Source organism: Cobetia sp. MM1IDA2H-1 (genome assembly GCF_002916775.2).
Taxonomy (GTDB): domain Bacteria; phylum Pseudomonadota; class Gammaproteobacteria; order Pseudomonadales; family Halomonadaceae; genus Cobetia; species Cobetia marina.
Genome location: NZ_CM133225.1, coordinates 1,375,978 through 1,396,043 on the forward strand (window position 1 = coordinate 1,375,978; position 20,066 = coordinate 1,396,043).

A 20,066-nucleotide genomic window follows, 5' to 3' on the forward strand; every position below is an offset into this window, starting at 1 on the left:
GACGTCTGCGGTGGGCAAAGTTGCCCGAGGGTAGCCGCCTGTCACTGCGCCCTCTGGTAAGATGGCGGGCCCCGTCATTGCCTGGTATGTCGTCATGTCCTCCTCTTCGCGCCGCCCACGCGGTGCTTCCCCGTCCAAGTCCGATGCCTCTTCCCGACACGATTCGCCCGCCAGGCGGCAGCCGGCCTCCCGAGGGAAGCCCGCCACCTCCAACGCGGCGCCCGTCAAGGTGATGCCGGCCCGCAAGGGAGAGCTGCACCCGCGCAATCCCCATCGGGGGCGTTATGACATGTCGGCGCTGACTCGGGTCAGCCCGGAACTGGCGGCCTTTCTCATCACGACACCGGGCGGCAACGCCTCGATCGATTTCTCGGACCCGCTGGCCGTCAAGGCCCTCAATCGCGCCTTGCTCCGTCATCACTACGGGGTGAGCGACTGGGACATTCCCGCGGGCTATCTATGTCCGCCGATTCCCGGCCGGGCCGACTATCTGCACTATCTGGCGGACCTGCTGGTCGAGGCCAACGGGCGGGGGCAGTTGCCCCCGGGGGAGCGAGTCAGGGCGCTGGATGTCGGTGTCGGTGCGAATGTCATCTATCCGTTGCTGGCCAATCGCAGCTTCGGCTGGCAGATGGTCGGCAGTGACATCAGCGCCACGGCGCTAAAATCGGCCCACCGCAACGTGATGGCCAATGCGGTGCTGCATGGTCAGATCGAGCTGCGTCTGCAACGGGATCGGCGTGCGCTCTTCGCCGGGCTCTGGGGGCAGGCGGAACGCTTCGATCTGGTGCTGTGCAATCCACCATTCCATGCCAGCGAAGCTGACATGGCGCGTGAGGCGCAGCGCAAATGGCGGGGGCTGGACAAGTCGCGCCAGCAGCGCGGCAATGCCTCGCGCAAGGGCAGGACTCGCCAGGAGCGGGCTGGTGACCACAGATCCAGGGTCGACAGGTCTCGCCGACACAGCGCCCAGTCGGCACCCGCACTGAATTTCGCAGGTCAGGCGGCCGAACTCTGGTGCCCGGGAGGAGAGGAAGCCTTCGTGACGCGCATGGTCAGCGAGAGTCGTGACGTGGCGTCACGCTGTCTGTGGTTCAGCTCGCTGGTGGCGCATGCCAGCAGTCTGCCGGGGATCAAGCAGGCATTGGCGGCAAGCGGTGCCAGCGAGGTGCGGGTGATCGAGATGTCCCAGGGACAGAAGATCAGTCGCTGTGTGGTCTGGTCATTCTTGACGCCTGCCGAGCGCCGGCAGTGGGGGCGGGACCACTGGCAGAATCACGACTGACCTTGACGCCGGCTCTCGCCGAGGCCTTTGCAGCATAGTCTCCGGCAGCATCATGGACCCTTGAGGAAGCCCTCGTCGCCCCGCGCGACGGGGGTTTTCTGCATTGGCGGGTGTCATCTGAGCCTCACTTAATGCTGTCTTAATGGTTCGCGCGCAGTCTCTGCTGCAACGCGCGGCCTGCCTGCCCTGATCAACAGGGGCATCGGCAACTGGCCGTCATGTTCTCCGCCCCATCCTCGCCAGGAGCCGTTCCATGCCGTCCTCAACCGCAATGCCCACCCCCAGCTCACCGCATGTGTCAGCGCAGGAGGATTCCTCGAGCGAGGGGATTTCGGTGCTGATACCCGGGCGTGATGAGCGAGACAACCTGCCGAAGCTGATCGCCGAGGTGCATGCGGCACTCGCCGGTCGGCGTTACGAGATCATCGTGGTCGATGACGGCTCCAGCGATGACAGCTGGCGCTGGCTCACGCAGGCAGCCCTGGAAGATTCGCGGCTGCGTCCCTATCACCATGACACCAGTTTCGGGCAGAGCACCTCTTTGTGGCAGGCCGCACGCCTGGCGCGTGGCGAATGGCTGGCGACTCTGGATGGCGATGGCCAGAACGACCCGGCAGACCTGCCGGACATGCTGTCACTGGCCAGTCTCGAGGGACTGGACATGGTGGCGGGGCATCGCACCGAACGCCGCGATGACGCCGTCAAGCGCGTGTCCTCCCGACTGGCCAATGCCATCCGCCAGGCGCTGCTGCATGACGATACGCCGGATACCGGCTGCGGCATCAAGGTCACACGTCGTGACGTCTTCCTGCGTCTGCCGTATTTCGATCACATGCACCGTTTCCTGCCTGCGTTGGTGCGGGCCCAGGGCGGCAAGGTGCAGTCCTTGCCGGTGCGCCATCGTGAGCGTGTCGCCGGGGTTTCCAAGTACGGCTTCTTCGATCGATTGTGGGTCGGCATCAGCGACATCATCGGCGTGATGTGGCTGGTGCGTCGCTCGCGCCTGCCCTCGCCGCTGCAGAATCTCTCCGGCAATGCCGTCAGTGAGACGCTGTCGCCGCTGGAGGTCGCGCTCCATCCCGCATGCAGAAACCGTGATGTATCGGAAGTCGGTGAGCATGCCGCCAGAGACATGTCGGGGATCGATACCGGCAGGGCGGCTGGGGCGGTCGATCTCTCTGGCATCGCCACACCTCACGCCGGCGTGGCGCGGGGAGCACACTGATGGATGTCAATCCGTGGTGGGTGGCCCTCGGCTTCGGTGGTCAGGCGCTGTTCTCGGCGCGCTTCATCATCCAGTGGCTGGCCAGCGAGAAGGCGCGTCGTTCCATCGTGCCGCGCGCCTTCTGGTGGTTCTCGCTGGCAGGCGGCATGACCTTGCTGGCGTATGCCATCCACCGCCAGGACCCGGTGTTCATCGCCGGCCAGGGGGCCGGACTCCTCATCTATCTGCGCAATCTGAGCCTGATCAAGCGGGACCGCGCGTCACGCCAGCAGGCGGCCAGTGACGATGCACCGAGCGTCGAGAAGCCCACCGCTTCCTCAAAGGCCTGCGAGCCGGAGGGCTCACTCCTCGCGGCAGGCGACAGTCGGCTGCGGGCCGAGCACGCTCGACTCGCGGAGGAGAATGCCCGACTCACCCATGAGGTGGCGCGACTCGAGGCACGAAGTGCTCGGCACAAGGCATCGTGCGCATGACGACGATGCTTCAAGCCCGTCTCTATCAACGCCTCGCCCGCCACCCCTGGTGGAGCCTTGCGCTGCTGTATCTGCTGGTGTCGGCCATCGGGCTCGGCATGCGCATGCCCTGGCCGGCGGATGAGCCACGCTTCGCGCTCAACGGTCTCGAGATGTGGGTTACCGGCCACTGGTGGCTGCCGCATCGCGGGGGAGAGCTGTATCCCGACAAGCCGCCGATCTTCATGTGGCTCAGTGGCCTGGCCACCGGCGTGAGTGGCGACATCCGCATCGGCTTCGCCTTGCCGTCGCTGATCGCCGGGGTGGTGACGCTGGCGCTGAGCGTGGATCTGATCCGTCGCCTGCACGGGAAGCGCGTCGCCTTCATCGCCGGCCTGTGGCTGATCGCCACGCTGCAGTTCGTGCTGCAGGCACGTACCGCGCAGATCGACATGCTGGTCACCGCCTTCATCATGCTCGGCTGCTGGGGGCTGCTGCGCCATGCACTGCTCGATGATGGTGTGCGCTACTTCCATCTTGGCTGTTTCGCGATGGGACTGGGCATCATCACCAAGGGAGTCGGCTTCCTGCCGCTCCTGATGTTGCCGTTCTGGCTGCTGGCCATGCGCCGAGCGTCGCGCTGGCGCAGCGGTGGCCAGCGTGCCGGTCAGCTGTCCTGGCGTGAGCTGTTGATCGGGCTCTGCTGGTTGCTGGCAGCACCACTGGCCTGGGTCGGGCCGATGCTGGTGATGTCGCTGCTCTCTGCCGACCCGGAGCTGGCAGCCTATCGCGACAACCTCCTGCTCAAGCAGACCGCCGAGCGCTACGCCGACAGCTGGCACCACCTCAAGCCCTGGCACTACTTCCTGACCCAGGTGATTCCCTGGGCGTGGATGCCGCTGCTGTTGACGCTGCCCTGGTGGCCGAAGGCTCTCGCCACCCGCTTGTGGCGTCGTGATCTGCGCGTCTGGCTGCCGTTGAGCGGTGCGGTCTTGATCGTGGTGTTCTTCTCGCTGTCCCCCGGCAAGCGGGGCGTCTACCTCCTGCCGGCGCTGCCGCTGCTGGTGGTCGGCCTGGCGCCCTTGTTGCCCGGCCTGTCCAGAAAGCGGCATGTCGCCTGGCTGGCCTTCGCGCTGTGCGCGGGACTTGCCGGCATCTTTCTGGGCGCGGCACTGCTGGGGGCCGCTGGACTTCCGGCATTGACGAGGCTTGCCGAGCAGGAAGGCCTGGTGCCCTGGGGATGGTGGGGGCTTCTGGGTGGGGCTGGCGTGGCGCTGTGCGCGTGGTGGAAACCGCGCGGTGGCCTGCTCGCGCTGGGCAGCTGGCTGGTGGTCTTCTGGGTCCTGTGGGGGACCTGGGGCGCGCGACTGATGGACCCGGTGCGCAATCCGGCGGCACTGATGGCTCAGGTCGCCGAGCAAAGTGATCACCAGGCGCTGGCGATCCCTGACTTCCGGGAGCAGTACCTCCTGCAGGCGCGCCAGCCGCTATGGCACTTCGGCTACAAGACGTCGGAGGCGGACCAGTTCTCGCGGCTGTATGCCTGGCTGCAAGCGGCGCCGCAGCATCGCTGGGCCCTGATGACTCCCGGGATGCTCAAGCGGCATGCCTGCCTGGAGGCAACGCAGGCCATCACGCTGAGTGAACCGGATGAACATTGGGCTCTGCTGCCCGGAGGAGCGGCGCTGGCGTGTCGTGGCGATGCCGATGCCGCGCCGATGTATCTGGCGCCGACCTCGGTCTCCGATGAGGCGGCGCGGTTGATCGGTCTCCCCGGGCGCCATGACGTGATGACGGAGGCCCGCCCATGAAACGTCAGACACCCCGCTCACGTGTGATCAAGCGCAGCGAGACGGAGCCCGCCACCCGGGCTGGCCGCTGGCGCAAGGCGATGGCGCTGGCCGGAAGCGCCGTCAACTCAGGTGCCAACCTGTGTGCCAGCGAGCGGCTGTGCTGGGCACTGTGGCTGACCCTGCTGATGGCAGGAGCGCTGGCGCGACCCTATCTGCCCATCGATGAAACCCGCTATGTCTCGGTGGCGTGGGAGATGTGGCATTCCGGTCACTGGTTCGTCTCGAGCATGAATGGCGCTCCCTACGCGGACAAGCCGGTGCTGTTGTTCTGGTTGATCCACGCCGGCTGGGCGGTCTTCGGGGTCAATGAAGTCTGGCCGAAAGTGCTGATGCCGCTGGTCAGTCTGCTGGGGATCTGGCAGCTGGGACGCGTCGCTCGCACCCTGTGGCCGGTGGCCGCGGGGGAGGGCGATGAATGGCAGATGCGTGAGCAGTGGGTCTCTCTGACCCGCTGGACGCTCGCCGGTTGCCTGATGTGGATGCTCTACAGCCAGGCCTTGATGTTCGATGTACTGCTGACCACCTGTCTGCTGGGGGCGCTGCGGCCCTGGTGTTCGCCGCTGGGGGCTCAGCCCTTGCCTTGGAAGGCGGTGGCGGAGAGTGGGCTGTGGCTGGGACTTGCCCTGCTGGCCAAGGGGCCGGTGGCGCTGTTGTGGTTTGCTGTGGTGGTCGGCTCGCGCCCCTGGTGGACTCAGGCGAAGGCCCGCCAGGTCTGGGCCGGCGAGTGGCGCGGCTGGGGAATGAGTCTGCTGCTGGGGCTCGTGGTGCTGTGCGTGTGGTTGCTGCCCGCCGTCATCACCGGGCCGGCCAGCTACGTGGAGGACCTGCTGTGGGGGCAGACGGCGCATCGGGTCGTCGCCGCGCAGGATCATGCGCGGCCGCTGTGGTGGTATCTGCCATGGCTTGTGGTGTTGATCTTCCCGTTCAGCCTGCGTCCGCGTCTGCTGCTGGAAGGGTTTCTGGCCTCGATTGCCCAGCGGCCGACGGCCGAGCAGCCATTGCTGAGGCTGGGACGCGTCTGGGCGCTGAGTGGCCTGCTGATCTTCTCGCTCATCTCCGGCAAGCAGGTGCATTACCTGATGCCGCTGCTGGTGCCGCTGAGCCTGTTGCTGGCCTGGGCGGCGCTTCGCCAGCCACCGGCTCATGGGGCGCTGCGGCTGCTGGCGATGACAAGCGGTGGACTGGGCGTTGCCAGTCTGGCACTGGCGGTCATCGTGATGCCGTCACTGGCGCCGACAGGCCTTGCACGATGGTCGGCGGACTCTGCACTGGTGGCCTCAAGCAGTGCCAGCCTGTCGAGTTTCCTGGCTGGCGCAGGCTTGCTGGCATTGATGTCAGGTCTGTGGCCGTCCAGCGCGACGTCTGGGGCAATCAGTGCGCGTCAGGTGTCGGGTGTGCAGACCCGCCACGACGGTGTCCTGAATGCGCAGCGCCGCCTGGTGCTGGGCAGCGTGTTGCTGGTGACCTGTCTGTTGAGCCTGACATTGCGCCCGCTGTGGCCGCATCTGGATCAGACCGCCATCGCGCAATGGATCAATGGCCGACAGCAGGCTGGCCAGCAGGTGGCTGTCGTCGGCTGGGACTATCAAGCGACCTGGCAATTCACCGGCCGTCTGACCCGGCCACTGGAGACGCTCACGCGGGATGCGGGGTCGCTTAGCGCCTGGCAGGCGGCGCATCCGGATGGCTGGCTGGTGATCGAGGCGGAGAAGTGTCTGCGTCTGCCAGGCACGCAAGGCCCGCTGGCCGGCATGCGCGACTGGTGTCAGGCGGCAGCGGATGGCAAGGCGGATACCTCACGGATCTTCCATCAGGGACGCCATCGAGTGATGACGATTCCCGCAGCGGCGTTGGGCGGCTTGCTGTCCGCGTCATCAAAGCGGGACATGTCCGCGCAGGAGAGACAATGAGCATGAAGATTCTGGTCACGGGAGCCGCAGGCTTCATCGGCGCCGCGCTGTGCGAGCGCCTTTTGCAGGAAGGCATGCAGGTCGTCGGACTCGACAACCTCAATCCCTATTATCCGCTGGCGCTGAAGAGGCATCGTCTGGCGCGACTCGAGACGTTGGCCAGCCAGTGTGCGGGAGAGTGCGGCGATGGCCGCCGGCCGGGCAGTTTCCGCTTCGTGCCGCTGGATCTGGTCGAGCGCGAGGCGTTGCTCGCCTTGATGAAGGACGAAGGCTTCGAGGTGGTCGTCAACTTGGCCGCCCAGGCCGGGGTGCGGCATTCCATCAGCCAGCCCTTCGATTACGTCGACAGCAATCTGGTCGGCTTCGTCAACCTTCTCGAGGCGTGCCGTGCCGCGCGTCCGAGTCATCTGCTCTACGCCTCCAGCAGCTCCGTCTACGGGGATGACGCCGCTCAGCCTCTGCAGGAAGCCCAGGTGGGGGAGCGGCCGCTGTCGCTGTATGCCGCCACCAAGCGAGCCAATGAGCTGATGGCCTACAGTTACTCGCACCTCTATGGCATGCCGGTGACGGGGCTGCGTTTCTTCACCGTCTATGGCGCGCGCGGCCGACCGGACATGGCGCCGCTGAGATTCGCGCGCAAGCTGCTGGCCGGTGAGGTGATCGATGTCTACAACCGGGGGCAGATGGCACGTGACTTCACCCATGTCAGTGACATCGTGGAGGGCATCTTCCGTCTCATGCCGCTGCCACCCGCTCAGGTGTCCAGCGCGGCACCGTCACGGGTGCTCAATCTCGGCCGTGGCGAGCCCATCGCGCTGGGAGACTTCATCAACGGACTGGAAGCGGCGCTTTGCATCACGGCCCGCAGACGTCTGCTGCCGATGCAGCCGGGCGATGTCGAGCGCACCTGGGCTGACACCTCGGCACTCCAGGCGCTGACCGGCTTTCGGCCAGTGGTCAGTCTTGCCACGGGGCTTGAGGAGCTGGCCGAGTGGGCGCGGCACTATCCGTCGCTGCTGAGCGAGACGCAGGATGAGCGAGAGCACGAGGCGTCGGAAGCCGCGAGGGGACTGACGGCGCAGCACTTGAGCACCTTGCGCGGCATGACGAGCATCAGACCGCCGGCATCGGCGGGGCTGGCCTTCAGTGCAGAAGCGCCCTTCAAGGCTTGACGGGTTTCCAACGCAGCGGGCCCCGCCACTGAGTGGCGGGGCCCGCTGCGTCCTGCTTCAGTCTGCCGACATCAGCAGCGACCTTCGCAGTTGGCCGGCTTGTCGTTGGCGATGCGCCAGTCTTCCTCGTTGGCCAGGGTGGCCAATGGAGACAGCATCGCGAAGTCGAAGGGCGTCAGGCAGGTGTCGCGTTTCACGCGCTTGGGCCAGTCGTGATTGGCCAGTGCCGAACGCCCGATCGCGACCAGGTCGGCGTGCTCAAGCGCCGCCACTGCCTTCTCGGGGCTGTCCACGCCGCCATTGGTGATCAGCGTGATGTCTGACTCCAGAGCCTTGCGCGATTGGTCGGCCAGCGCCGTCAGGCTCAGCGAGCGCTCGTCAGCATTCGCTGCCTCGGGGAAGGCGGGCGCGGCGACATCGCCACCCGTCAGGTGCAGGAAGTCCAGGCCAGCCTCGATCAGGTGCGAGAAGCGCGCACGAGCCGCGTCAGGTCCACCGGCCCAGCTGAGGTCCGGCTCGGTCACGGTGCCCTGCGACAGCCGCATGCCGAGTGGGAAGTCGTCGCCGACGGCCTCACGCACACTGCGGATCACCGCGAGCGGGAAGGCCAGCCGGGCAGTGGCATCGCCGCCCCAGGCATCGTCGCGCTGGTTGAAGCGCTCACTGATGAACTGGTGGATCAGGTAGCCGTTGGCACCGTGCAGCTCGACCCCGTCAAAGCCAGCTTCCCTGGCCAGGCGAGCACTGGTGGCAAAGCCGGCGATGGCCTCGTGAATCTCCGATTCGCTGATCTCGCGAGCCAGCGGGAAGGGGCCGGAGCCGCCGTAGAAGCTGAGCATCTCGCCACTGGCCCGGCTCTCTGAGGGCGCGACCACCTCATCCTTGAAGCGGTTGTGCTGAGTCTGGGCGCCGGCATGCATCAACTGGGCGATGAGTCGGCCGCCTTGTTGATGCACGGCCTCGACCACCGGGCGCCAGCTGTCCTGCTGGGCCTGAGTGGCCAGTCCCGGCTGGTTGGCGTAGCCCTGGCTGAAGGCCTCATCGGTGTACAGGCCCTCGGTGACCAACAACGAGAAATCGCCGCGCGCGAAATCGCGGTAGTAATCGACCATGTCGAAGTGGACCAGGCCATCCTCCTGGGCGCTGGTACGGGTCATCGGCGCGAGCACCAGGCGATTGCGAAGCTCAAGCTCGCCAAGCGTGTGAGCGGTGAACAGTGTCTTGGTGTCTGTCATGCGTAACTCTCCTGCGGAGATGACTCCGCTGTCGTATCCGGTCGTGGGACCTGCACTGACTGCGTACTGAACAAGACGGAAATCGATGCAGTGCTGGCGTCATGCAGACGCCGTGCAGTGGCCTTGAGGGATGATCGACGGATCATCTGTATGCGATATATCGTGCCTGCCGAGGTGGGGTGTCACAAGCGGGATCACTGGAAGGAGAGTGTTGTCGTTTCGACAACTTGATTGCGTAATTGCCTGAATATCAAGGGATTTTCGTAATCACTTCACGGTTGCTGCATATTGTGGCAACGGTGTACTGCTTTCCATGCACATGCCCTGCACCCACGCATGTGCATGCAACGAAACAGGCCCCACAACCAAGGGTTGCGGGGCCTGTTTCATCCGCGGGAATCGTGTCTAGGGCGAGGGCTCAGCCCGGGCGATCACTTGCCGTCACATTGGGCAGTCTGCTTGCCGCCGGAAGGTGGGCAGCCGAACCAGTTCTCGGTCGGCTTGGCCTGGCCAGTATTGGCATGTCGTCCCCCCTGGCTTCCGATATCCCCGCCGTCGAGGCTCTTCTGTACCTGACGCTTGGCCTCATCCTTGGATTGCTGGCTGGCCTCGGGCTGCTGGTGCTGCTGGTAGTTCGCCCCATTGTCGCGGGAATCCTCAGCGGTACGCGTGGAGTGGCTGGTGGTCGGCTCGCCGTTCGAGGAGTGCTGGGAGGCAGCGGCACCACTGACTCCTGTCTCGGTATTCATCTCGTCGAAGGCATAGGCCGGGGACAGGCTCAGGCAGCCCAGCATCATGGCGGCGATGCCGACACCGTAGCGCGTCTTGCGTGAAGCGCCTGCTCGGAAGGGGGAGGGAGTCGTGAATGACATGTCGAGTGCTCCTTTGGGGAAACGGCGTGGAGCATGGGCCAGGCCATTCCGTGAGCAAGTCAATGAGTGCTTGCTCGTTGTACAAGAGACATCCAGCCGTTGCGCTGTACTGGACGCTGATGGAACAGAGATCGGGGCAGATGACGAGAAATCAACTCTCGCTGACGTTCCTGTATCGCTGGCAGGTGAGGTGGCTTGCGTATCCGGTGGTCAGGGCGGTTATCTGGTGTCGGGCCCTTGAAGTCGTCGCCTGGCATGACAATGTGATGGGGAGAGGGCAACGGCCCCCTGAGAGTTCACCCAGTCAAGGAGACACGCATGACGATCAAGAAAACCGGTTCCGCGCATTGGGAAGGTAGCGTCAAGCAGGGTAAAGGTACCGTCAGCAGTGAAAGCGGCGCCCTCAAGGATCAGCCCTATGGTTTCAATACGCGTTTCGAAGACGGCGCGGGTACCAATCCTGAAGAGCTGATCGGCGCAGCGCATGCCAGCTGCTTCTCCATGGCGCTGTCGATGATGCTGGGAGAGGCAGGCCATGAGCCGAGCGCCATCGATACCCGCGCGACCGTGCATCTGGACAAGGATGACAGCGGTTTCAGCGTCACCAGGATCGCGCTGGTGACCAAGGCCAAGGTGCCGGGCATCAGTGACGCGGACTTCCAGGCGACCGCCGAGAAGGCCAAGGCCGGCTGCCCGATCTCCAAGCTGTTCACTGCCGAGATCACCCTTGAGGCGTCTCTCGACAGCTGAGACGCTCGCCAGCTGCCCTCGGCTCTTTCGGGTGAGGCAGCTGTAGCGCATCCCCTCAGCAGGGGGTTGCGCCAATGAAAAAACCGCCCTGAGGGGCGGTTTTTTGCGTGGTATCTCTCTTTTTCCTAACTCTCTATCTCTCTATCTCTCTTTCTATCCATTTCTCTCTATCCCTATCTCTATCTCCATCCGCTTCCATCCCGGTCAGCGTTCGTCGGGCCTTTTCGCATCATCTGGCTCATCGGGTGGCAGTTCCTCTTCGCTGATCGCCCCGGCATGTTGCATGGCGTTGCGGCGGGATTGCAGACGCGTCAGAGGGGTGCGACTGGGCGTGCGGTACCAGCGGATGTTCTCGCGGGAGCATTGCTCGAGTTCCGCGATCACCTGAGCGCCAAGCAGCAGGATGATGGCACCAACCTCCAGGCCCAGCAGCAACACGATCAAGGTGGCCAGCGAGCCATAGATGGCGCCCACGAAGGACAGGTGAGTGAAGTACCAGCTCAGCGCCAGACGTGTCAGCTCCCACAGGGTCGCCGCGACCAGCCCGCCGACCAGTGCACGGCGAGTGGAGACGCGTGTCTGGGGCAGGATCTTGTAGATGGCGCTGAACAGCCCGAACATGCCGACGATGCTGATCAGGTAGATCACTTCACTGCCCGCCTCGCCGAGCGTGACCTCGATACCCGTCAGCAGGGTCAGGGCATCATTCATCGCCGAGGCCAGTGCCACCAGCAGGGTCAGTGCCAGCAGGCCAGCCCCCAGTACCATCACGAAGGCATAGGGCAGCAGGGCCGAGATCCAGGCACTGCGTTTGCGAATCACCGGGTGCTGATGAAAGATCAGCGCGATGGCATCCTCCAGCATGCGAAAGGCCAGCCCGGCGAAGAACAGCAAGCCCCCCATCCCGATCCAGCTGATCACGTCACGGTTGTCCAGCAGCTTGCGCACGGCATCCAGCAGCACGTCCTCCTGCCCGGGTCCCAGATGCTGGACCTGGATGGCGATGATGCTCATCAGACGTGACTCATCGACCAGATGCGTCAGCAATACGCAGCTCAGGGCGAACAACGGCACGCTGGAGAGCAGGATGTTGTAGCCCACTCCCCCCGCCAGCAGTACGCCACGATTGGCGATGAACTGGCCCAGTACCCGCCAGGCGAAGGCGATCAGGCGGGGGAGAAAGCGCAGCAGTCGCGCGCGCCAGGTATCGTCAGCCGTGTCCGGCATCAATGGCCTCCTGGAGAATCGGTGGACTGGCAAGGCGTCACGAGGTGCCGCCCTTGAGTGCCCGTCGGCTGCGGCTTTCGGCGCGATGTGCCAGCAGGGTCGAGGTCGAATAGAGCGCCAGCCCTGACCAGATCAACACGAAGGTGAGCAGCATCGAGGGCTGCAAGGTCTCGTGGAATACCAGCAACGCGATGGCGAACTGCATGCTCGGATTGATGTACATCAGAAAGCCGACGGTGGCGAGGCGCAGGCGGCGTGCCGCGCCGGCAAAGGCCAGCAGCGGGAGCGCCGTCAGGATACCGCTGGACATCAGCAGCACGCTGGCGGGCAGCTCCAGCGGGCCGATGCCCGTGGCCAGAAAGCGTGACTCGCCTGCCTGCCACAGACCCGCGATCAACAGCAGGGCGAGGGGCGCCAGCATCAGCGTCTCGACGAACAGCCCCGACAGGCCATCCAGCGCGACACGCTTGCGCAGCAGCCCGTAGGTGCCGAAGGACAGCGCCAGCGAAAGGGTGATCCAGGGCAGCTCGGAGAGATTGAGAAACTGCAGGCTCAGGCCCAGCGCCGCCAGCCCCAGCGCCACGCCCTGCAGGCGAGTCAGGCGCTCCTTGAGCACCAGCATGCCCAGTGCCACGTTGACCAATGGCGTCAGGAAGTAGCCGAGGCTTGCCTGCAGCACTTCATGCTGCTCCACCGCGAAGATGTAGATCCCCCAGTTGGCCGCGATCAACAAGGCGCACGCCAGCCCCGGCCATAGTTGCCGTGGCCTGGACAATGCGCTGCGAATCGGTGACCAGCGCTTGAGCAGGCTGATCAGGAGGATGAGAAACACGCAGCTCCACAGGATGCGGTGCAGCAACACCTCCCAGGCGGGGATGCCGGAAAACAGCGCGAAGTACAGCGGAAAGCAGCCCCACATGGCATAGGCCGTCAGGCCGTAGCCGACCCCCTTGAGGCCTTCGCGACGGGCCAGGGCTGCCGCTTCATCGCTCTCGGGCGAGCTCTGCGCCTGGCTCATCGCGAGTCACTCTCGCCATCCTGAGCCAGTGGCTTGCCCGCGATGTAGTAGCCCGAGGGGCTCAGCGCGAGGAAGAAGGTCTCGGCCTCGGGGTAGCCGGCTTCGCGCATTGCCTGGTGGATGGCCTCGCCACAGACGTCACGGACCTGCTGGCCGCGTTCGAACCACAGCACCTCGACGAAGGGAAAGGCATCCACCGTCTGGCCGTCGAAGACATATTGCGTGCTGATGCACTCCAGCGTGAACTCATCGCGCGGCGTCGCCGTGGCCTCACTGAGCTGGTCGACAAGCGTGCGCGAGACGGGGGCGAGACGGGCGGGGGTAACGCCATGGAAGCGAAGCTGAGGCATGCAGGGCTCCTGGAGCACGAATGAGTGGGGGTGACAGCGCGCGTGGTCGACAGGCGGACCGAGGTCCATGCGCCGAGCCTCATCAGCCGGCGCTGACGGAGCCGGCATCAAGCCCCGCGCAACATCAGCATAAGGGGAAGCGATGGCCTGCGTCGTGCCTTCAGGCCGCGGCAGCATGTCGATGGTCAATATATCATCGGCGACTCATGCACACATCCGCTGGCTGAGCCGCGCGGAGTTGTGGGCCAGTTCCCGCATTGCCTCTCACATCTGAGCGCCACAGACGGTAGAATGGGCGCATTCATGCTCGCGATGGCATGCAGGCCTCACACCCTCCATCACCCGCAAGGCGTGTCCCGGGAGGGCGGCATGAGGGCAAGATGACCGAGGATCAGGGAGACGGCATGACAGTGACGAATCCATCAGCAACGTGGGAAGACGCAGGCAAGTTGCGTGTCAGCCTGGTGCAGGCCGATCTGCGCTGGGAAGACCCGGCAGAGAACTGTCGCCTGCTGGGCGAGCAGCTGGACGCCGCTGGCCTGACGGCCGGACCTGACGGCCACAATGCCCTGACCGACCTCATCGTGCTGCCCGAGATGTTCGCCACCGGCTTCACCATGAATTCCCGTGAGATGGCCGAGCCGATGGAGACCAGCGAGAGTGTCGCCTGGCTCAAGGCGCAGGCTGTCGCGCGCGGTTGCGTGATGACGGGCAGCATTGCGGTACTCGAGGGAGACGAGTGCTACAACCGCATGCTGTGGGCCACGCCGAGTGGTGAGCTGAGGCATTACGACAAGCGCCATCTGTTTCGCATGGCAGGCGAGCATGAGCGTTATGGCATGGGCAATGAGCGGGTGATCGTCGAGCTCAACGGCTTCCGGATCCAGCTGTCCGTCTGCTATGACCTGCGCTTCCCGACCTGGCTGCGTCAACGCCCCGTGATTGGCGGCATGAGCGCGGCAGAGTGTGCCACCGGCAGCGCCTTCGAATATGACCTGCTGCTGTGCGTGGCCAATTGGCCGGGCGTACGGCGGCATCCGTGGCGCACCCTGCTTCAGGCACGCGCCATCGAGAATCTGGCCTATGTGGTGGGCGTCAACCGAGTGGGTGACGATGCCAACGGGCTGCACTATACCGGCGATTCCATGGTCTGCGATTTCAAGGGCGAGCCCATCCTCGACCCCGCGCCAGACCAGCCCTTCATCGAGACGGTGACGCTTGAACGCGGCGCCCTCGACGAGTTTCGAACCAAGTTTCCGGCGTGGATGGACGCCGATCATTTCACTCTGGAGGCCTGATGCGCCTGGACAAATTCCTTACCGAAACCACGGATCTCAGCCGCAGCGATGCCAAGAAGGTCGTGCATCGCGGCGATGTCACCGTGGATGGTGAGGTAGTCAAGAACACCGCGCGTGCCGTCAAGGATGGCATGCGCGTCGAATGGAACGGCGAGCACCTGGAACTGATGGGCCTGCGCTATCTGATGCTCCACAAGCCGGCCAATGTCGAATGCACCACCAAGCCGGGCCTGTACGAGCGCGCGCACGACCTGATCGAGCTGCCCAATGTCGAGCGCCTGAGCATCGTAGGGCGTCTCGATGTCGACACCACCGGTCTGGTGTTGATGACGGATGACGGCCAGTGGAACCACCGCGTCACCTCACCCAAGAAAGCCTGTGCCAAGCGTTATCGCGTGACCCTGGCGCGCCCGCTGGAAGGGGATGAGCTGGCGCGTGCCGTGGAAGATTTCGAACACGGCCTGATGCTGGACGGCGAAGAGAAGCCGACGCGTCCGGCACGCCTCGAGATGGAAACGGCCACCGTGGGTCTGCTGTGGATCACCGAAGGCCGCTATCACCAGGTCAAGCGCATGTTCGCGGCCATCGGCAATCATGTCGAAGCCCTGCACCGCGAAGCCATCGGCGACGTGGAGCTGGACCCGGAGCTGGAACCCGGCGAATGTCGCTTCCTGCGTCCGGAAGAGATCGCCAGCTTCTGATTGTCAGCGTCTGACCATCAGCGCCATATCGTCATGAAAAGCCCCCGTCATTTTCCTCAATGGCGGGGGCTTTTTCATGTGCGTCGTTGGCCGCCGAGCCTTGTATCGATCCAACGATCGCGCTTAAGGTAAGCGTTGTCTGCTCGTATTGTGAATTCTTTGCGGGAAGCGCGTTTTGCAGAAGTGAAATTTATACTGAGATCGTCTTCAATCAAACGCTTGTTTCCAGTATTTTCATGACAATGGCGTCTCCATAACAACAACGAGGAAAATCCACTATGTCGTCCCCCTTCACCAAGTCCCACCTGATGAAACCCCTGCCGCTGCGCATGGCGCTGGCGGGCAGTGGCCTGCTGCTGGCGACCCTCTCGGCACCGGCAAGCGCCGCGGAAGATGCCAGTGTGGTATTCGCGGCGCCGCCGTGGCCGGGCGTGACCATGAAGACCGAAATCGCCTCCGAGATCTTCGAGGCGCTGGGTTATTCCCCCACCACGCGTCAGCTGGGCGCGCAGATCACCTATGAAGGCATCTCGCTCGGGGAAGTGGATGTCTATCTGGCCGCCTGGCTGCCGGGGCAGAGCACCATGTACAACGCGGCGATGGAAAAAGGCGCCATGGTCGATCTGGGCAACAACGTGAACGGCGCGCGAGCCAATTTTGCCGTACCGCGTTATGTGGCCGAAGCCGGCGTCACCTCACTGAACGATGTCGACAAGCCGGAATTCGCCGACAAGTTCGACAAGACCATCTACTCCATCGAGATCGGCTCGGGCTCCAGCGAGATCGCCAACCGTGCCGTCGACGAAGACATCTACGGCCTGGGTGACTGGGACCTCAAGGAATCCTCCACCGCCGGCATGTTGGGGACGGTGGCCAATGCCATCAAGCGCGATGAGTGGGTCATGTTCGTCGGCTGGACCCCCCACTGGATGGGGGTCGAATACGACATGGTCTTCCTGGAGGACCCCAAGGACCTGTGGGGCCCGGGTGGCGGCGCCAGTGACGTGAAGACCCTGGCCAACAAGGCATGGTCGCAAGCGCATCCCAACGCCACCGTCTTTCTGGATCAGATCGCCTTCACCTCCGAGGAGCAGAGCGAGCTGATCTATGGCTTTGGCAAGGAAGAGCGCCCGCAGGAAGAGGTGGCTGGCACCTGGATGAAGGCCAATCCCGCCAAGGTCAAGGGCTGGCTGGAAGGCGTGACCACTCGAGATGGCAAACCCGCCTGGCCTGCCGTGCAGAAGGCGCTTGGCCTGCCGGACGCCTGACGTGTCGATCCCGAACCTGTCACTTCCGTCTGCACGGCTGAACACTCGGTCTTGAAACTCGGTCTTGAAACTCGGCGACATTGGATGACACAGCCTGCGTGCCTGTTGTCGCCGGCAATGTCTGATCAGAACCCCGCTCCTGGAGCGGGGTTCTCGCGTTTCTGGCACCTTCTCACTGCCCGTCGAGCCCCATCGCAGCATCGTCATGCAAATCTTGCATGGAAAATCAAAATAAAGAATTGGTCGGACCTGTTCGCGCTGTATCACCATGACCCCGCATTCTGCGTCGCCTCAACGCGCAGCAAACAACAATGACAAGCAGGGTTTACCTCATGGCTGATACTGATTCGTTCGCCGAGCGCGATTCGCGCACCTCTGGTCCTGTCGCGCGCTTGCTGTTCCCGTGGACAGGCTTGCCGCTCTGGAAACAGATCTTCATTGCACTGGTGCTGGGCCTTGGGTTGGGCATCCTGCTCAACCAGACCGGCCGCGTCGATATCGCCGCCGACATCAAGCCGCTGGGGGATCTGTTCATCCGCGCGATCAAGATGCTGATCGTGCCGCTGGTCTTCGTCTCGCTGGTCACCGGCGTGGCATCGCTCGACAACCTTTCCCGCCTGGGGCGTCTGAGCCTCAAGACACTGGGGCTGTATCTGGGCATGACGGCGGTGGCGATCACCATCGGCCTGGGGCTGGCGGCTCTCTTCCAGCCGGGCGTGGGTATCGACCTGGGCAGCGCCGCCGGTGTCGAGGTGCGGGAAGCGCCGACTGCCGTCGAGACATTGCTTGGCCTGGTGCCGACCAATGCCGTCGAGGCCTTCGCCGAGGGCAATGTGCTGCAGATCATCGTCTTCGCGATCCTGTTCGGCCTCTCCATCACGCTGGTCGGGGAGAAGGCGCGTCCGGTGCGCGTGTTCTTCGAGTCCGCGGCGGAAATCATCTACCGCATGACCAGCATCGTCATCGCCTTCACGCCCTACGGTGTCTTCGCGCTGATGGCCTGGGTCGCCGGAACCTACGGGCTGGCGATGCTCGCGCCGCTGGCCAAGGTGATCGCCATCGTCTATCTGGGCTGCATCGTGCACGCCGTGGTGGTGTATGGCGGCCTGCTGCGCTTCGTCGCGCGCCTCAATCCCGTGCGTTATTTCCAGGGCAGTGTCGAGCCGATCATGCTCGCCTTCACCAGTACTTCAAGCTCCGGCACCTTGCCTGTGACCATGATGGCCGCCGAGCAGAATCTGGGCGTCAAGCGCAGCGTCTCGAGCTTCGTGCTGCCGCTGGGCGCGACCATCAACATGGATGGCACCGCGCTGTATCAGGGTGTCTGCGCGCTGTTCATCGCCCAGGCCTACGGTGTCGATCTGGGCATGACCGAGTACGTCACCATCATCATGACCGCCACTCTGGGCTCCATCGGCACGGCGGGCGTGCCGGGGGCGGGGCTGATCATGCTGTCGCTGGTGCTGACCTCCGTCGGCCTGCCGCTGGAAGGGGTTGCCATCATCGCCGGGATCGACCGTGTGCTCGACATGGCACGTACCGGGCTGAACGTGGCCGGCGACTGCGCCGTCAGCTGTCTGGTCGCCAAGAGCGAGAAGGCACTCGATGAAGAGGTCTTCAACACCCCGCACGTGATGCGTTCGACCTTGAGCTGAGCGTCGCGCTGATGGAGGGAAGTGGCCTTCACTTCCCACTGACCGGCAGCCAGGAGGCGCTGCCGGTCGTCCTTCCCCAGGAATCTGTCGCCCTCAGGCCGACAGGCATGTCAAAGATGGTCAGGAGAATCGCGCCATGGAAGCGTCTGCCACACGGCTTTCTGTCAATCGGCTTTCTGCGGCTGGACTCGCTGCTGGCGGGCCCCGCAACGCGCCGGACACCGTCACCCGCTACGGTGTGGTCGGCGGGCTCGGAGCGCTGGGCAGCGCGGATGTATTGCTCAAGACCGTGCGTGCGGCCCAGTACTGCAAGCCCCCGCGCCGGGTGGACATCGCTTTCGAACAACGTCACTTCGAGGATGGTCCCGGCATCGCGGAAGAGGGCTATGACCCGCTGCGCCGCAAGTTCTATGTCTACAACGTGCTCAAGGACATGCAGGGCAAGGTCGAGAATGCGCTGGTGCCATGCTTTCTCTCGCATACCTTCCTGGCCGAGATCACCCCGGAAATCAGCGTGAACGTGGTGGATATCTTCGAGGCGCTGCAGGACCGCATTCGCCGCGAGTACCCTGACGTTCGCAAGATCGGTGTGCTGACCTCAAGCTACGTGCGCGCCTCTGGCATCTTCACGCGTCGTCTGTCCGGGCCCGTATCCGAGCCCATGACCCGACCGGAAGGTGCCGAGCCCGGCGCGGAGCTCGAGGTGCTCTACCCGGAGGCGCGCGTGCAGCGCGAGGCATTGATGGAGGCCATCTATGGCCCGACGGGCATCAAGAGCGGCCATCATGGCGGTGAATGTCTGCAGCAGCTGATGGAAGCCTGCGATAATCTCATTCGTCAGGGAGCCGAGATCATCGTGCCGGGCCTGAGCGAGATCCCGGTGATGATGGCCTCGCTGCAGCCTCTGATTCCGGTGCCGTTGCTGGATTCCAATCGAATCTACGCCGAGTACGCGCTGGGACATGATCGCGAGCAGGAAGGGCGGCAGTTCAAGCTGGGCGTGCTGGGCGGCGTCGGGCCCGCTGCGACGGTGGACTTCATGCGCAAGGTGGTGGGACTGACACGTGCTGAGCGCGATCAGGATCACCTCAAGATGGTGGTGGAGCAGAATCCGCAGATTCCCGATCGCACCGCCAATCTGATCGGCAACGGGGAAGACCCGAGCATCCCGATGCTCGCCACCTGTCAGCGACTGGAAGCGGACGGTGCCAATGCCATCGCGATTCCCTGCAATACCGCGCATGCCTTCGTGGCGCGTATCCAGCCCTATATAGGCATCCCGATCATCAACATGCTGACGGCGGTGGTTGATCATATCGCCGCGCGGGAGACGCCGGTGGCGCGGGTCGGGCTGCTCGCGACCAGTGGCACCGTGGCCAGTCGGGTCTACCACGACATCCTCGAAGCCTCGAGGCGTGAGACGCTGGTGCCGGACGCCTCCCATCAGGCTTGCGTGATGGACGCCATCTACGGACAGCAGGGCGTCAAGGCGGGTCACACCTCAGGCGAATGCAGTCTGATGCTGGAAGCCGCCATCGAGCACCTGCTGGCCCAGGGGGCAGAGGTGGTCATTCTGGGCTGTACGGAGCTGCCGCTGATCGAGTTGCCGAAAGCGTTGCGTGAGCGCGTAGCCTTGCTGGACCCCTCGGAGATACTGGCACGCCGCTGCATCGCCTTGGCGCAACAGCCCGATGACGTCGAGTTGGAGAATGTGGCGCTGTGAAAACAGCGAGGGAAACAGACAGCACTGACTACGCGGAAGGAAGGAAGGAAGGAAGGAAGGAAGGAAGGCATG

Annotated in this window: 17 protein-coding genes; 12 read left to right on the forward strand and 5 right to left on the reverse strand. The window is 64.3% G+C overall.

Translation table 11 applies throughout. The features are described from left to right. Positions 1 to 94: 94 nt before the first annotated feature. The 6 genes from rlmF (at position 95) to BOH68_RS05950 (ending at position 7,897) form a co-directional block, all read left to right on the forward strand. Complete coding sequence (gene rlmF / locus BOH68_RS05925) at positions 95 to 1,285, forward strand: 23S rRNA (adenine(1618)-N(6))-methyltransferase RlmF (protein ID WP_077373258.1); 1,191 nt, start codon at positions 95 to 97, stop codon at positions 1,283 to 1,285. Positions 1,286 to 1,538: 253 nt separating this feature from the next. Beyond that, a complete protein-coding gene (locus BOH68_RS05930; RefSeq protein WP_255303021.1) occupies positions 1,539 to 2,510 on the forward strand; it encodes a glycosyltransferase family 2 protein in 972 nt (323 codons plus the stop codon). Further along, positions 2,510 to 2,983: a lipid-A-disaccharide synthase N-terminal domain-containing protein gene (locus BOH68_RS05935; RefSeq protein WP_077372823.1), complete on the forward strand. Its 474-nt coding sequence runs from the start codon at positions 2,510 to 2,512 to the stop codon at positions 2,981 to 2,983. The genes BOH68_RS05930 and BOH68_RS05935 overlap by 1 nt, the downstream gene beginning before the upstream one ends. Then, entirely contained in the window at positions 2,980 to 4,773 is a 1,794-nt protein-coding gene (locus BOH68_RS05940) for an ArnT family glycosyltransferase (protein ID WP_077372826.1), read from the forward strand. Before BOH68_RS05935 ends, BOH68_RS05940 begins: the two co-directional genes overlap by 4 nt. Beyond that, complete coding sequence (locus BOH68_RS05945) at positions 4,770 to 6,725, forward strand: ArnT family glycosyltransferase (RefSeq protein WP_077372829.1); 1,956 nt, start codon at positions 4,770 to 4,772, stop codon at positions 6,723 to 6,725. Before BOH68_RS05940 ends, BOH68_RS05945 begins: the two co-directional genes overlap by 4 nt. Beyond that, positions 6,722 to 7,897 (forward strand): NAD-dependent epimerase/dehydratase family protein, encoded by a 1,176-nt coding sequence (locus tag BOH68_RS05950; protein ID WP_308457321.1) that lies wholly within the window; start codon positions 6,722 to 6,724, stop codon positions 7,895 to 7,897. The genes BOH68_RS05945 and BOH68_RS05950 overlap by 4 nt, the downstream gene beginning before the upstream one ends. Positions 7,898 to 7,968: 71 nt before the next feature. Here BOH68_RS05950 and BOH68_RS05955 read toward each other — a convergent pair whose 3' ends face one another. Continuing rightward, positions 7,969 to 9,132: an oxidoreductase gene (locus BOH68_RS05955; RefSeq protein ID WP_077372832.1), complete on the reverse strand. Its 1,164-nt coding sequence runs from the start codon at positions 9,130 to 9,132 to the stop codon at positions 7,969 to 7,971. 431 nt (positions 9,133 to 9,563) lie between these two features. Continuing rightward, positions 9,564 to 10,004, reverse strand: a complete 441-nt coding sequence (locus tag BOH68_RS05960; RefSeq protein ID WP_077372835.1) for a hypothetical protein — start codon at positions 10,002 to 10,004, stop codon at positions 9,564 to 9,566. Positions 10,005 to 10,322: 318 nt separating this feature from the next. Here BOH68_RS05960 and BOH68_RS05965 point away from each other — a divergent pair, with 318 nt between their 5' ends. Next, positions 10,323 to 10,754: an OsmC family protein gene (locus BOH68_RS05965; protein WP_077372838.1), complete on the forward strand. Its 432-nt coding sequence runs from the start codon at positions 10,323 to 10,325 to the stop codon at positions 10,752 to 10,754. Positions 10,755 to 10,958: 204 nt separating this feature from the next. Here the strand turns inward: BOH68_RS05965 and BOH68_RS05970 are convergent, their stop codons facing one another. The 3 genes from BOH68_RS05970 to BOH68_RS05980 are packed head-to-tail and all read right to left on the reverse strand — an operon-like array spanning position 10,959 to position 13,349. Further along, positions 10,959 to 11,981 (reverse strand): YihY/virulence factor BrkB family protein, encoded by a 1,023-nt coding sequence (locus BOH68_RS05970; protein ID WP_077372841.1) that lies wholly within the window; start codon positions 11,979 to 11,981, stop codon positions 10,959 to 10,961. Between the two features lie 37 nt (positions 11,982 to 12,018). Beyond that, complete coding sequence (rarD, locus tag BOH68_RS05975) at positions 12,019 to 12,999, reverse strand: EamA family transporter RarD (protein ID WP_077372844.1); 981 nt, start codon at positions 12,997 to 12,999, stop codon at positions 12,019 to 12,021. After that, positions 12,996 to 13,349 carry a DUF1904 family protein gene (locus BOH68_RS05980; protein WP_169477152.1) on the reverse strand — a complete coding sequence of 118 codons (354 nt, stop codon included), beginning with the start codon at positions 13,347 to 13,349 and terminating at the stop codon, positions 12,996 to 12,998. The genes rarD and BOH68_RS05980 overlap by 4 nt, the downstream gene beginning before the upstream one ends. Before the next feature lie 404 nt (positions 13,350 to 13,753). On the opposite strand from BOH68_RS05980, the gene BOH68_RS05985 reads away from it, so the two are divergent. The 5 genes from BOH68_RS05985 (at position 13,754) to cuyB (ending at position 19,994) form a co-directional block, all read left to right on the forward strand. Continuing rightward, positions 13,754 to 14,647, forward strand: coding sequence for a nitrilase family protein (locus BOH68_RS05985; protein WP_077373264.1), 894 nt, complete (start codon positions 13,754 to 13,756; stop codon positions 14,645 to 14,647). After that, positions 14,647 to 15,348, forward strand: a complete 702-nt coding sequence (locus tag BOH68_RS05990; RefSeq protein WP_077372850.1) for a pseudouridine synthase — start codon at positions 14,647 to 14,649, stop codon at positions 15,346 to 15,348. Before BOH68_RS05985 ends, BOH68_RS05990 begins: the two co-directional genes overlap by 1 nt. Positions 15,349 to 15,626: 278 nt before the next feature. Next, on the forward strand, positions 15,627 to 16,616 hold the full coding sequence (locus tag BOH68_RS05995; protein ID WP_258038168.1) for an ABC transporter substrate-binding protein: 990 nt from the start codon (positions 15,627 to 15,629) through the stop codon (positions 16,614 to 16,616). 332 nt (positions 16,617 to 16,948) lie between these two features. Next, a complete protein-coding gene (locus BOH68_RS06000) occupies positions 16,949 to 18,271 on the forward strand; it encodes a dicarboxylate/amino acid:cation symporter (RefSeq protein ID WP_077372853.1) in 1,323 nt (440 codons plus the stop codon). A 136-nt stretch (positions 18,272 to 18,407) separates the two neighbouring features. Beyond that, entirely contained in the window at positions 18,408 to 19,994 is a 1,587-nt protein-coding gene (gene cuyB / locus BOH68_RS06005; RefSeq protein ID WP_077372856.1) for a cysteate racemase, read from the forward strand. The last annotated feature ends 72 nt before the right edge of the window (positions 19,995 to 20,066 follow it).